Here is a 14,125-nt window from a genome sequence, read left to right on the forward strand (position 1 = left end):
CGAAAATAGCTCCCACAGTGAACGCATCTTTGCGTTTACCGTGGGAGCGTTCCTTTATTTAATGGCAAATTTCAAGCGGAATCCTGCGTCAAACAGGTACCTCTCCGCCGGTATCAAGAGCATAATCGAGATGAATTTGATTTTCCCGACAGAACTCTGTCCACTGGTTTGGCAGATACGCATCCGTGATGATAACGTCAACGGATTTCAGGTTGCCAAACAGAAGGTTGGCGCTGGCGTCGAACTTGGTGTGGTCCAGCAGAAGAATCTTCTGCTGCGAATGGAGCAGCATATTTGCGCGAACCTTCGATTCGTCGAAGTGATTGTCCGACATACCCTGCTCCAGCGTGACCTTCGGACAACTGATAAAGGAGCGGTCTGCAAAGTAGCCGGAGAGCGTGTCCGTGGTATGATACCCGACAAAGGAAGAAGTTCTGCTGCGGAAAGAGCCCCCCAGACAGATCAAATTGATGTTGGAAATCTGATCGTTGCATAGGTCGCAGATCAAAAGAGAGTTCGTAATAATAGTAATGTTGAGTTTTTTGCTCAGCAGCAGCTCCGCCAGCGTAAGACAGGTCGTGCTGGAGTCCAGCATAATCACGTCGTTTTCCCGCACATAGCGCAGTGCCTGACGGGCCAGTCGGGATTTCAAATCCGGGTAATACACCTTGCGAAGCTTGGTCGGATAGCTCTTGTCGTATTTATCCATCAGATAGGCGCCGCCGTGTGTCCTGGTCAGTTTACCGATGGATTCCAGCTCTTTTAAATCGCGGCGGATGGTCTCTTCGCTGCATTGCAGCTTCTTACTCAGGTTTGGGATCAATACGCTTCCGTTCTTTGTCAGCTCCTGCTCAATGGCGGTCTGACGATCAATTTTCAGCACAGACATTCCCCCAGTTCCCACAAGTATAGTAGATATTTTTGGGAATTGCAAGATAATTGCGCTTAATATCAACACAAATCAACGTTTATATGTTTATATTGCAAAACTTTACCTATAATCATTCATACACATTGTAATAAAATGTGCAAATTGCAAAATTGTATGTTGATTTATGTTAATTTTTGTTTTATTATTTTGATGTGGAAGAGCGAAGCGAAAGGAGGGAGATGGTCGCTCGCTTCGGCTGTCAAAAAATCGCAGCAAATGAGTAGCACCACTGCACATATCCAATTGGCCCGCCTTACAGACATCGGATTGTTGAAAATGCAAAACGAAAGGGGAAAATCATGGACAATGGAAATAAGAAGGGAAACTTTATCGGTCTTTTGCCTCTGATCATTTTTATCGCGCTGTACATCATTTCCACCGCGATTACCGGCGATGCCGGAACGATGCCTCTGAACGTTGGTATTCTCATTGCAATTATTTTCGCATTTATTTTCTGCCACAAAAAGTGCAGGGCCGACGGCCTGAAATTCGATGACATGGTTACAAGCTTCTGCAAAGGCGGCGGCGACGACACGCTAATCCTGATGTTTTTCATTTTCCTGGAGGCTGGTATTTTTTACTGCGTGGCCGGCGGTATGGGCGCGGTTGATTCCGTTTCCAATCTGGGATTGAAGCTGCTGCCGGCAAACATGGTTCTGCCCGGCCTGTTCCTGATTGGCTGTGTACTGAGCTTTTCCATGGGAACCTCTATGGGCACGGTCACCGCCCTGATGCCCATTGGCATCGACATCGCCGCCAAGACCGGCATGAGTCTGCCGCTGGTTTGCGGAATTGTCGTTTCCGGGGCCATGTTCGGCGACAACCTTTCTTTCATCTCCGATACGACGATTGCCGCCACCCGGACGCAGGAGGTGCAGATGAAGGATAAGTTTAATGCCAACTTCCTGATGGTCCTGCCCGCTGTGATTATTACCTTTGCCCTGTGTATCTTCCAATCCAGCGCCGCGTCTCTGGATAAAAGCACACTAACCTGGAATCTGGTGCAATTGCTTCCCTATGTGCTGGTCATCGTGCTGTCGCTCATGGGCGTGCATGTCATTTTGGCCATGGGCGCCGCTATATTGGCGGGTCTCGTAATCGGTGTTGCGCAGGGCAGTTTCACACTGGCCACAGCGCTCTCTACCGTCGGCGATGGAATCAAATGCATGGAGGACACCGCTGCAATTGCTGTTATGGTTGGCGGCCTGGTGGCGCTGATGAGCTATCTGGGTGGGATCGACTGGCTTCTGAACAAGCTGACCAAGCGGGTTAAGAGCAGCCGCGGAGCAGAGCTATCCATTGCGGCGCTGGTCACATTGCTGGATTTGGCGACTACCAACAACACCATCTCCATCATCACCGCCGGCCCCATTGCCAAGGATATCTCCGATGAGTTCGGCGTTTCCCGCGTACGTACCGCCAGCATTCTCGACCTGTTCTCCTCAGCCGGAAACGGTGTGTGCCCTTGGGCGGGGCAGATTCTGGCCGCCGCAGGTCTGGCCGGGGTTTCCACGCTGTCCATCGTTCCGTTTTGCTGGTACAGCATTTTGATGTTTGTTTTTGGCATTTTCTTTATTTTAATCGGCTGGCCCAAGGGCCTTCCTTCCAGCAGTGGGAAAAAGGATGCAAAAAAAGCTGCAAAGTGATATAAAATAAATAGACAAAGCGCGCTAAGAGCAGATCGTAATTTCTGATCCGGCGCGGAGAGGATAGGGGGGATCGAATCGCCCCCTATCCTTTCCGCCTCAACAGAAGAGGAAGGATGTATCCAATGTCTGAGTTTGGTCAGTTTTTCTTAATGAAGGTCAATGATATCAGGCGCTATACCGTTGACGTTCTGCATTATTTTCAACCGGGCGACGACATCCAGTGTGTTGAGATCGGTGATGGAAATATCAACTATGTGTTTCGGGCCTGGACGGAAAAGGACGGAAGATCAATCATCGTCAAGCAGGCGGACAAGCTGCTTCGATCTTCGGGACGTCCGCTGGACATCTACCGCAGCAAGATCGAGGCTCAGATTTTGATGCTGGAGAGTGAGCTGGCGCCTGATTACATTCCGAAGGTCCTTCGCTATGACGAAACCATGGCGGCACTGTCTATGGAGGATATCTCCGCCTATGGCAATCTCCGCAAGGAGCTGATGGCAAATCACGTCTATTCGCATCTGGGCGAAAATCTCTCCACCTTTTTAGCCGATGTGCTGCTGCCCACCACCGATCTTGTTATGGACCCGCAAGAGAAGAAAAAGCAGGTCAAGTTCTTTATCAATCCGGAGCTGTGCGACATCACAGAGGATTTGGTTTTGACGGAACCCTACTACGAGCCCTATTACAATCCCCACAACAAAAACATCATCACTCCCGGCAACGAGGCGTTTGTCCATGAGTTTCTCGCAGAGGATGAGGCCTTGAAGACTGAGGTTGCCCTACTCCGCAACAATTTCATGAACAATGCGCAGGCTTTGATCCACGGCGATCTGCACACCGGCTCCATTTTTGCAAACGCGCAGGGCGTGAAAGTCATTGATCCGGAGTTTGCGTTTTACGGCCCGATGGGCTATGATATCGGGAATATTATTGGAAATCTCTTTTTCTCGTGGGCGAATAAGGCGTTTACCATGCCTGTGGAAAAGGAGGTGCTGGCAGCGCTGGAAACCACCATTGCCGAGTTGTATGACAAGACCCGCGAAAAGCTGGAGACTAAGTACGACGAGCTGGTGAGCTTTCCGTTCTACCGCACCACGGGTTTTAAAAAGCAGTATCTGGACAGTGTCATGGCGGATGCCGTCGGCTATGCCGGAACGGAGATCGTCCGCCGGGTTGTGGGGGATTCCAAGGTGATGGAGGTAACAAGCGTCACCGATCCTGCTGTTCGGATTCCCATGGAACGGGCTCTCATCAAGCAGGGCGTGGCCCTGATTAAAAAGCGGGCAATTTTTCACACCGGCGCGGAGCTGACCGAGCAATTCCGCCTGATTTTGGCATAAGGAGGCACTTATCATGCATCGCTGTGATGACAACATGCCGTTTTTGCTGCAATACGAACATGTGGCATGGTATGAAAACGGCAGGGTGAGGATTTTGGATCGGCGCATTTATCCCACCGAAGTCCGCTTTGTGGAGTGCGTTACCTACCACGAGGTGGTACAGGCCATTGCGGACATGGTAACTCAGAGCGCCGGGCCTTATACTGCGGTGGGCATGGGCATGGCTCTGGCGGCCTATGAGTGTCGGGACAAGGGCAAGGCGGAGCAGGCGGCCTTTATGAAGCAGGCGGCCTATGATCTGGCCCACGCCCGTCCCACGACCGCCAACCGCTACGGCATCATTACGAACCACTGCGCAGACGTTGCAGCGCAGGCGTTGGAAAATGGGGAAGACCCCATTGAAAAAATCGTGGAAGCCACTGTGGAATCTCTGAACCGCCGCTACTCCACTATGCAGATTGTGGGCGACCATCTGGCGGATTTGATTCCGTCCGGCGGAACCATCCTAACCCAGTGCTTCGGCGAAACCATCATCGGAACGGTAATCCGGGCCGCCAGAAAGCAAAATAAAACCTTCCGCGTTTTCTGCGCGGAGACCCGGCCATATTTGCAGGGCGCGCGGCTGACCTCCGGCTGCTTTGCCCAGATGGGATTTGATACCACCGTCATCACCGACAATATGGTGGCCTACGCCATGCAGCATGAGGGCATCGACCTCTTCACCTCTGCGGCGGACACCATTGCCCGGGACGGGCATATCGCCAACAAGATCGGCACGTTTCAGATTGCCATTCTGGCCAAGTATTTCGGGATTCCTTACTTTGTTACAGGCATTCCCGATCGGGACAAGATGAGCAAGCAGGACATCGTGATCGAGATGCGGGACCCCGCTCAGGTTTTGAGCTATCGCGGGATTCCCAATACCGTACCGGAGGTCAAGGCCGTCTACCCGTCCTTCGACGTGGTTCCTCCCCATCTCATTTCCGGCGTCGTCACCGATCAGGGAGTTTACGCGCCCTATGTGCTCAACCACTACTTTGACCGGCAGGTCAAGGCGTTTTATTAATCTGGCAAAGGAAGTTTTAACATGAAGCTGTATGTAAGAGCGCCGTTTTCGGATGAGGGCTTGGACGCGCTGCGCAGAATGTTCGACACGGTGATCTACGAGCCGTGGACCGTGACCGGCGAGCGCTACTATGAGGACGAAATGCTGGAGCATCTTCTAAAAGAACAGCCCGATGCGCTGATTACGGAGCTGGACCGCGTGACGGAAAAGGTCCTCAAGGGCTACGACCGGCTACAATTCATCGGGGACTGCCGCGGAACGCCCGCCAATATCCAAGTGGACGCCTGCACTGCTGCCGGTGTGCCGATCCTGTGCACACCGGGCCGCAACACGCAGGCGGTCGCCGAGATGGTGGTGGGACTGATTCTGGCATTTTACCGCAAGCTCCTCCCCTCCGTTCAATGGGTGGAAGATGGCAAGTGGGTCGCGGGTACAACGCCCTATTATCTCTGGATGGGCAATGAACTGCAACGAAAAAAAGTGGGGCTTGTGGGCTTTGGCCGCATCAGCCGGGTCGTTGCCAAAATTCTCGACGGCTTTGACTGCGACATTTCCTTTTATGATCCGTTTATCTCTGGCGATCAGGGGCATTACCACAAGCGCACGCTTGAGGAGGTTTTCTCCGAGAGCGACATTGTATCGCTGCATCTGCCGGTGCTGGACACCACCCGCGGCATGATCACCGAACCGCTGCTGTGGTCTATGAAAAAGGACGCGCTATTCGTCAACGCGGCCCGCTCCGCGCTGGTGGATTACAAGGCGCTGCGCAGCGTTTTGGAGGAAGAGAAAATTGGCGGCGCAATTTTGGACGTACTGGACAGCGAACCGCCCACGCCGGAGGATGCGTCCATCGGGAAGCTGCCCAATGTGCTGCTCACGCCGCACACCTGCGGGGCTACCTACGAGGTGACGGATCATCAGTCCGATATTCTGGTGGACGGAATCCGCAAGTGGATGGCCGGAGAGCAGTTGGAGACGGTCGTTTATAACCGGGAAGTGCTGAAACAATGACCGCCGGATATGGAGGAACATCATGAGCAGATATTATCTGGCGGTGGATCTGGGAACCGGAAATTCCCGCGTGGCGCTCGCCTCCTCGGATGGAACCATCATGGATATGCGTTCTTTCACCAATACCTACTATCGCGACGAGCGGTATGAGGACGCGCAGTATTTTCTGCCCGGGGAATGGGAGGAAACCATTCTTCGCGGATGCCGGGAACTGTGCGGCGCGCACCCTGAAATTCACGTCAGCGCAGTTTCCGCAGCCGGGGCAAGGCAGAGCATTGTTCTGCTGGACCGGTCTGGCAAGGCGTTTTACGGACTGCCCAACATCGACAACCGGGGCAGAGCCTATATGGGCGAGGTGCCCGATCAGGAGGAAATTTACCGCATTTCCGGCAAATGGGTGACCGAGGACTTTGCCGCCGCAAAGCTGCTGGGCTTTCGAAAACTCTATCCGGAGCAGTACCGCAGGATTGATAAAATCACCAGCCTCAGCGAGTGGATTGCGCAGATATTTACGGGACGCATTGTGATCGAGCCGTCTCAGGCCTGTGAAACGCAGCTCTATGACATCGGAGCACGCGAGTGGTCGGAAAAGGTGTGCGGCTGCTACGGCTTCGACATGGCGATTTTACCGGAACTATGCTCTGCCGGGATGAAAGCAGGCCCAGTGCTCCCGAAATACCGCAGGCTGCTGGGCATGACGGAGGACGCTGTTTTTGTGATTGGCGGCGCCGACACGCAGATCGCGCTTCGACAGACGGACATCGGCGTGGGCGACATTGCCGTCGTCTCCGGCACCACCTCGCCGGTGGTCACGCTGATGAAGGAACAATTCTATGACCCACTTCAGCGTGTCTGGACAGATGCCAATCTGGGCGGGCAGACCTATCAGATCGAGATGAACCCCGGCGTTACGGGGCTGAATTATCAGCGTATCTGCTCCATGCTGGCAGGGGACTTGGAGTATGAAGCACTGGAGGAGGCTTATTCCAAGAAGACAGCCTTCCGGTGCACGGCTTCTTTCTCTTCGTTGCTGTTCTATGAGCGCAAAGGCTTGCGACGCGGCGGGTTTTTTATGCGTTCCCCGCTGGACTCCGCGGTGGATCGGACCGATTTTCTCTGGTCGGTACTGGGCGACATTGCCTGCTCCATCTATGAGCAGTATACCAATCTCCGTGCGCTGACAGGCAATCGCTCCGACTGCGTATTGGGCTGCGGCGGCGGCTTTCAGTCCCGGACGCTGTGCCAGATGCTCAGTGATTTGACCGGCAGCAAGCTGCATCTTCGCGCCGGCTTCGACCAGGCCACTGTTCAGGGCTTGACGCAGGTCTGCAACGAATGCTTGGGAGAAGCGAATATTTTGACACAGCAGCCGAAAATCGTCTATCGTCCCCGTGAAGGGCAGTTGATCCATCAGTATTACCCGGAGTGGCTTGAAAATCGAAACAAGGCAAACTAAGCATCATACGTAATACTTACAGAAATCAGGAGGACCTCCCATGTTAATGCAGGAAGAAAGAGAACTGGTCGTCGAGTACGGAAAAAAGATGAGCGCGGCGCGCCTGAGTACCGGCACCAGCGGAAATATCAGTATCTATAACGCTGAGAAAGGGCTCATGGCCATCAGTCCGTCGGGCATGGATTATTTCTCTACGCAGCCCGAGGATGTTGTCATCACGGATTTGGATGCGCATGTGGTGGACGGCGTGCGCAAGCCCTCCAGCGAATGGGCGCTGCACACTGTTTTTTACAAGAACAAGCCGGAGGCACGCTCCGTGGTCCACACGCATTCTATGTACTGCACAACCTTTGCCGTTTTGGGTCAGCCTGTGCGCGCCGTTCACTATGTAATCGGCGACGCGAATACGGACACCGTGCCCTGCGCACCGTATCAGACATTCGGTACTGTGGAACTGGCGGAGACTGCTATTAAAGTCTGCGGAAACAGCAACGCCGTCTTGCTGGCCAACCACGGTCTGGTGGTTTGCGGCGGCAATATCCAAAGCGCCTATTCTCTTGCCTGCAACATGGAGTACATCGCCGAACTGCAGTATCGTGCCATGTGCATCGGCACGCCGAATGTCCTCAGCAAAGAGAACATGGACAAGGTGCTTGAAAAATTCAAGACCTACGGCCAGACGCCGGGAAAGAAAACCGGTTATTAAGGAGCGCTTTGTATGGATTCATTTGATTTTTACAGCCCTACTTACTTTATCTTCGGAAAGGAACGGGAACGGGAAACAGGCACCTACGTGAAAAAGTTCGGCGGCAGCCGCTGTCTGGTGGTTTACGGCGGACAGTCCGCAAAGCGGTCGGGTCTTTTGGATCGGGTGAAGGAATCGCTGGAAGATGCAGGTGTGCACACGGAGGAGCTGGGCGGGGTACGTCCCAATCCCCGCGGCAGCCTTGTCTATGAGGGAATCGAGCTGTGCCGAAGAAAGAAAATCGATTTTCTGCTGGCGATTGGCGGCGGCAGCGTCATTGATACCGCGAAGGCCATTGCCATGGGCGCCGTCTACGACGGTGACTTTTGGGATTTTTTTACCGGAAGGGCCCCCGAAAACGCACTGCCTGTCGGCACCGTGCTGACGATTGCGGCCTCCGGTTCCGAGGGTTCTCCCGATTCTGTTATCACCAATGAAAAAACGCTGGAGAAAAACGCGGCGGAGGCAAACTGCCTGCGTCCGAAGTTCTCCGTGTTGAATCCCGCCCTGACGGAGAGTCTGCCATCCTATCAGACAGCCTGCGGCGTGACAGACATTATCGCCCACGCGTTTGAGCGGTATTTTACGAATACAAGAGATGTGGAAATCACCGACCGACTGCTGGAGGGCGTGGTGCTGACCATGCTTCACGAGGGCAGACGCATAATGACCGACCCAAGCAACTATGAGGCCCGGGCCAACATCATGTGGGCCGGCATGGTCTGCCACAATGACATAATGGGTGTTGGCCGCCAGCAGGACTGGAACAGCCACCATCTGGAGCATGTGCTCTCCGCCAAATACGACTGCGCACACGGCGCGGGCCTTGCGGTCGTCATGCCTGCCTGGATGACCTACTGCGCCCATCATCATGACCCAGCCCGCCTTGCGCAGATGGCAACCCGCATCTTCGGCTGCCAGATGGATTATGAAAATCCGTTAAATACCGCACTGGAGGGTATCGAGGCATTCAAAATTTTTCTCAAATCAATCGGGATGCCGCTTTCCTTTGCCGAGATTGGCGCAGACCCCGAGAGTATTTCGGAGCTGGTGGAGATGAATCACATTGGCGACGGGAAAACCGGCGGCTTTGTGGCGCTGGACAAGCAGGCGCATTACGATATCTACGAGCTGGCGGCAGGTCGGGAAAATTAAAGAACAGTAACCCGCTGTGGCGGATATGAGAAAGGAAGCGCATGATGGAAAACAAACAAAAGCTGGGGTTTGCAACCCGCCAGATTCATGTTGGGAAAATCAAAGACGCATCCGGCGCACTGTGCACACCGATTTATCAGACGTCCACGTTTGAATTTGAGACCGTCCAGCAGGGCGGTGCCCGCTTTGCCGGCGAGGAGCCGGGCTACATCTATTCCCGCCTTTCCAATCCCTCTTTGACGCAGGCGGAGGAGAAGCTGGCCTCTTTGGAAAACGGCGAGGCCGCGCTGGCCGCAGCCTCCGGCATGGGCGCTATCTCCGCGGCATTGTGGACGAGCGTGGTCGCGGGTGACGAGATTCTGGCCAGCGACACACTGTATGGCTGCACGTTTTCCCTGCTCTGCCACGGAATGACCAGATTCGGCGTGGATACGAAGTTTATTGATATGGTAAACCTCGAGAACTTCCAGGAGCATCTTACGCCCAAAACCAAGGTCGTCTATTTTGAGACGCCCTGCAACCCGACTCTGAAGATTCTGGACATTCAGGCCATTGCCGAGGCTGCCCATAAGTACAACCCCTCCATCCGCGTCATCGTGGATAATACCTTCTGCTCTCCCTATTTGCAGCGGCCGCTGGAGCTTGGCGCAGATGTGGTGGTCCACAGCGCCACCAAATATATCAACGGCCACGGGGACGTGATCGCGGGCTTCATCGTCGGTACGGCGGAGTTTATCGGTCAGTGTCGGACCTTTGGCCTGAAAGACATGACCGGCGCGGTGATGAGTCCTTTTGACGCGTTTTTGATCGCCCGCGGCCTCAAGACGCTGGATATCCGCATGGAGCGGCATTGCTCCAACGCCCGTAAGGTGGCGGAGTTTTTGCACAGTCACCCCGCGGTGGACAAGGTCTACTATCCTGGCCTTCCCGATTTCAAAGGCTCCGAGGTCGCCCAGAAGCAGATGAAGGACTTTGGCGGCATGCTGTCCATTGAACTCAAGGCCAGCCGTGAGGAGGTTGCCAATGCCCTCAATAATTTGGGGCTGTGCAGCATCGCGGTATCTCTGGGCGACGCCGAGACGCTGGTGGAACATGCCGCAACCATGACCCACTCAACATATACGCCGGAGGAACTGGCGGCCGCCGGGATCTCCGAGGGTTTGGTCCGCATCTCCGTCGGATTGGAAGACCCTGACGATATTATCGCCGATCTCAAGAGCGTTCTTGACACCCTTGTCTCCTAAAATGCAGGGAGACCGCGCAACCTGATTTGCGGCTACTTAAATTATATAAAATTTCGGTCGATTGTAAAATGAAGTTGGACTTTTCTTTTTATGTGTCCAGCTTGAAAAAGTAGTCTGTTTTCGGCGACGAGTTTTCCCTCCCCTCTATGCATTTGCGGGCGGTTTTCTTGGATATTCCGAGTTCCTTGCCGATGGCGTAGACGCTTTTCCAGCCCTGTACTCCTGTATCATGAGAATTGTTTCACTCCTTAGTATCCGGCCTACCTCCATGGCGTTTTTACGCCAATAGTAGCCGTTATTTTTGAGCAAATCAATTTCACTGGTGTTTTCAGTCAATTATACTTCCGCAATAATGTTTAAGTTGACCCTGCTAACAATTATCGGAGCAGTTTGTGTACAGTCCCCATTGCCAGCAATACACCCAAAGAGAATGTTGGAGAAGGTTCAGATACCCCAAAGCCAAAAGCCTCGCCCGCAGAGATTGCCAAACCACGGGCCTTACAGCGTTCCATGAAGGGGAAGGGATTGAGGATATCTCCTCAATCCCTTTTTAATAAAGTTTTGATTATTCCGGTTGATTTTAAGCTTTATTATGAACCGCGTTATAGATTGTGGTCTTGGATACCCCATATTTCTTGGCAAGCTGATTCATTGAAACGTGCCCCTGCCTGTATTCGTGATATATATCATTTTTCTGTGTCGCTGTCAGCTTCTGCTTTCGCCCGTTTTTATTTCGGTTACTCTCTGACAGGTAAACAGGCTCAAGGTCTAACACCATATTGACCAAGTCCACCTTCAAAACCTCTCGACAAGCGGCACATATTTTCTTATCGGCACTATAATTATCAGTGCGTTTTTTGCAGAAAAAGCATTTCACAATCTTTTATCCGTTCATTTCCATTGTTTTTGAACGATATAACAGACTTGGATTAAGGCGGGGCCTGTGGAAAATGAAAAATCGCTTCTGCCCACTTCGGTATCATTTCAAAAGCCAATACAGCAAAGCTTTTGGTCGAACAAGCCGTTCCCCAACGACAAAAGACTTCCTCTTCTCTGGTATTGAAAAACTAACTTCAAAGCAGCGGACGACAATCGGCAGAGTTGCGTTGTGCCGGTGACGATAGCTTTCGCGCAGCTAAGGAATGCAGCGCTGACAAAACTATAAAGAAAACGTTGAAAAGCTTCTGGCCGCAATGGTGGCCATGGCGGTAAACACGGAATCGGTGTAAGACACCTCGAACTCGTCACCCGGGCAGCTAAGCGTCCTTCGGATGCTGAGCAGGCCCAGTCCTCCCTCCTGTTTACGGGACAAAAGCTCCCCGCCGAATTTGCGGACCTGCCCATCAAAAGAATTTTCCACCAACAGCTTCAGATCGTTGCCATCCCACCGACAGCAGATGCGGATAAAGCGAGGTCCGGTAAACCGTCGGCAGGCATCCAGCGCGTTTTCTAGAAGGTTGCCGATCACGATACACAGCGTCAGATCGTCAATAGAAATGCTTTCCGGCAGGTCCAGATATGTCTTCAGAGGTACCTGATTTTCCCGGCATCTGCCCGAAAACTCCTGCAAAAGACCATTCACAGCCTGATTCTGGCAAAATGTCTGCGTAGCGGTGTTGTCCAGCTCTTTTTGCAGGTCGTGAAGATACCGGGACTGTGCATCTCGGTCCATACCCTGCAAAGCGTGAATATGATGGCGAAAATCGTGGCGAATAATCCGAACCTGCTCAATATAATCCAGTATCTGATGATAGTGCTCCTGCTGCTGATACAGAATCCGTTTTGCAACCTCCAGCTCCTCGGTCATTTTCCTGCGCTCCATCAGCTCCAGAATGCTGTTTAAAATCAGGACATACAGCCCGACAATCATACTGCAAAGAACAAAGAAAAATGCGACGGCGCCAAACCCTCCCACGTCCAATGCGGAGCTTGAAAAAATGGTTTTGGTCCCCACAAACAGAAGAAGCAGGGAAACCGTGGGGTAAGCAAGCAGAAGTGTGGAGGCTCGGACAGATAGTTCCGTGAACAATCGCCTTACAGCCTCCTTCATCCAAAGGCGAACCCCCAGATAAAATCCGAATGCCGACAGAGCGGAGACGATCACACAGATTTGAGAGTAGGTAAGCTCTGTTCTGCCCAGCAAGGCCCATGCAATCAATTCATTTAAAGAGGCGGAGAGCACCGCAAACAGCCAGGCCGACAGATAGAGGAAGGCTTTTTCCAATAAACTGCCCTGAAAAAGCAGCAGAAGAATGAGGAAATAGAGAAAAGAGAACAGCCCCTGAAAAACCATAAAAACACTGTCGGGAATGTGAAACAAGATTTGCAGAAAGGTCATAATGACCCACAGATAAACCGAGATACTGGCAATATTCTCCCGGCTTTTGACCTTCGGCTCCAGACGCACAAACACCGGCATCATCCGCACTGACAGCGTAATCAGATTGAGAAAGATTCGGCAGGCTTCATCATTCATAGAGCTCACCTGAGCCGGTGGCGGTAAAATGCCGCCTTGCTCTGCCGATAATAATTCCGGGAAATAGGCGCCACCATGCTTTGGCGAAGGAGAAACTCGTTTGGCTCCATCTGTTCCACACTGTCCAAATTCACAAGATAGCTCTGATGGCACCGGAGAAACTGTGGATATCCCGCCAGACACCGCTCCAAATCTCCCAGCTTGTGGGTGATTGGAAATCGTTCTCCACTGCACAGTGTGACATAAACCTGATGCAGGCGGCTTTCAAAATAAGCCACCTTTTCCAGCCGAAGCTCCAGCGGAACGCGATTGCGGATGACCTGAATGGAGGCCGTGCGTCGCTCAAAGTGCTCTTTCAGCACCCGGTTCATTGTCTCTTCAAAGGCGGACTGCTGTATGGGTTTGAGAACAAAGCCCGCCGCACGGACACTGTATCCCTCCACCGCCGACTCCAGCGAGGAGGTCACGAAAATGATGACCGGGTCGTCTTCCCGTTTCCGGAGCGTCCGGGCAGTTTCAAAGCCGGACATCTGCGGCATCATCACATCAAAAAAATACAGATCATAGCATTTTTCCGCAGTTAAAAACTGGGCTCCGCTTTGGAAGGTGTCAATCTCCGCCGGCAGATTCCGAAGACTGAAAAAGTCTGAGACATAGCGGGACAGGCGGCGGCATTCCGCAGCGTCGTCATCACACACGGCAATTTGAAACATCCATATCCCTCCCAGAAAGAAGTCCGCCAGAGCAATTCGCCCGAAAGCCTTTTAAATTGAAAACGACTGCTACACCAAGGCATTGACTTCACCGCCCGTACAGGCGGTTTTTTATATTTTATTGAATAATAATAATCTGGCAGTCAAGAGGCAGGGATACGATATACGGAGAAGTCTCATAGAAGTGTTCATCATATTTGGTAGCCTTTTTACAGAAGTGGAGGTTTATCTCACAGTAATGAGATGCTACATTAGTGTTATAGCAGCAGGACTGGGGGAGCAGGCAGGCTCTGTATCCTTGCACAGCCCGTAAAGTCCTTAAAAGGAGTCCTGCTAACA

12 protein-coding genes are annotated in these 14,125 nt (G+C 52.6%); 8 read left to right on the forward strand and 4 right to left on the reverse strand.

All coding sequences use genetic code 11. The annotated features are described in order from the left end of the window. Positions 1-88 precede the first annotated feature (88 nt). Positions 89-883: a DeoR/GlpR family DNA-binding transcription regulator gene (locus B2W96_RS03710; protein ID WP_293008675.1), complete on the reverse strand. Its 795-nt coding sequence runs from the start codon at positions 881-883 to the stop codon at positions 89-91. Between the two features lie 347 nt (positions 884-1,230). On the opposite strand from B2W96_RS03710, the gene B2W96_RS03715 reads away from it, so the two are divergent. From B2W96_RS03715 to megL, 8 genes are all read left to right on the forward strand, one after another. Next, on the forward strand, positions 1,231-2,577 hold the full coding sequence (locus B2W96_RS03715) for a Na+/H+ antiporter NhaC family protein (RefSeq protein ID WP_293008677.1): 1,347 nt from the start codon (positions 1,231-1,233) through the stop codon (positions 2,575-2,577). Positions 2,578-2,702: 125 nt separating this feature from the next. Further along, on the forward strand, positions 2,703-3,920 hold the full coding sequence (gene mtnK, locus B2W96_RS03720; protein ID WP_293008679.1) for an S-methyl-5-thioribose kinase: 1,218 nt from the start codon (positions 2,703-2,705) through the stop codon (positions 3,918-3,920). A 13-nt stretch (positions 3,921-3,933) separates the two neighbouring features. Then, positions 3,934-4,986 (forward strand): S-methyl-5-thioribose-1-phosphate isomerase, encoded by a 1,053-nt coding sequence (locus B2W96_RS03725; RefSeq protein ID WP_293008681.1) that lies wholly within the window; start codon positions 3,934-3,936, stop codon positions 4,984-4,986. Between the two features lie 21 nt (positions 4,987-5,007). After that, a complete protein-coding gene (locus B2W96_RS03730; protein WP_293008683.1) occupies positions 5,008-5,997 on the forward strand; it encodes a 2-hydroxyacid dehydrogenase in 990 nt (329 codons plus the stop codon). A gap of 22 nt (positions 5,998-6,019) precedes the next feature. Further along, on the forward strand, positions 6,020-7,453 hold the full coding sequence (locus tag B2W96_RS03735; RefSeq protein WP_293008685.1) for an FGGY-family carbohydrate kinase: 1,434 nt from the start codon (positions 6,020-6,022) through the stop codon (positions 7,451-7,453). Between the two features lie 40 nt (positions 7,454-7,493). Further along, entirely contained in the window at positions 7,494-8,159 is a 666-nt protein-coding gene (locus B2W96_RS03740) for an L-fuculose-phosphate aldolase (RefSeq protein ID WP_293008687.1), read from the forward strand. 12 nt (positions 8,160-8,171) lie between these two features. Continuing rightward, positions 8,172-9,353: an iron-containing alcohol dehydrogenase gene (locus B2W96_RS03745; protein WP_293008689.1), complete on the forward strand. Its 1,182-nt coding sequence runs from the start codon at positions 8,172-8,174 to the stop codon at positions 9,351-9,353. Between the two features lie 44 nt (positions 9,354-9,397). Beyond that, positions 9,398-10,597, forward strand: coding sequence for a methionine gamma-lyase (gene megL, locus B2W96_RS03750; protein WP_293008691.1), 1,200 nt, complete (start codon positions 9,398-9,400; stop codon positions 10,595-10,597). A 580-nt stretch (positions 10,598-11,177) separates the two neighbouring features. On the opposite strand, the gene B2W96_RS11815 is transcribed toward megL, so the two are convergent. The 3 genes from B2W96_RS11815 to B2W96_RS03760 form a co-directional block, all read right to left on the reverse strand. Beyond that, positions 11,178-11,375 carry a helix-turn-helix domain-containing protein gene (locus tag B2W96_RS11815; protein ID WP_397354674.1) on the reverse strand — a complete coding sequence of 66 codons (198 nt, stop codon included), beginning with the start codon at positions 11,373-11,375 and terminating at the stop codon, positions 11,178-11,180. A gap of 381 nt (positions 11,376-11,756) precedes the next feature. Then, positions 11,757-13,073, reverse strand: coding sequence for a sensor histidine kinase (locus B2W96_RS03755; RefSeq protein WP_293008693.1), 1,317 nt, complete (start codon positions 13,071-13,073; stop codon positions 11,757-11,759). Between the two features lie 5 nt (positions 13,074-13,078). Beyond that, entirely contained in the window at positions 13,079-13,786 is a 708-nt protein-coding gene (locus B2W96_RS03760; RefSeq protein WP_293008695.1) for a LytR/AlgR family response regulator transcription factor, read from the reverse strand. Positions 13,787-14,125: the final 339 nt, after the last annotated feature.

The sequence above is a fragment of the Oscillibacter sp. UBA6647 genome (assembly GCA_002455655.1).
Classification (GTDB): domain Bacteria; phylum Bacillota; class Clostridia; order Oscillospirales; family Oscillospiraceae; genus Oscillibacter.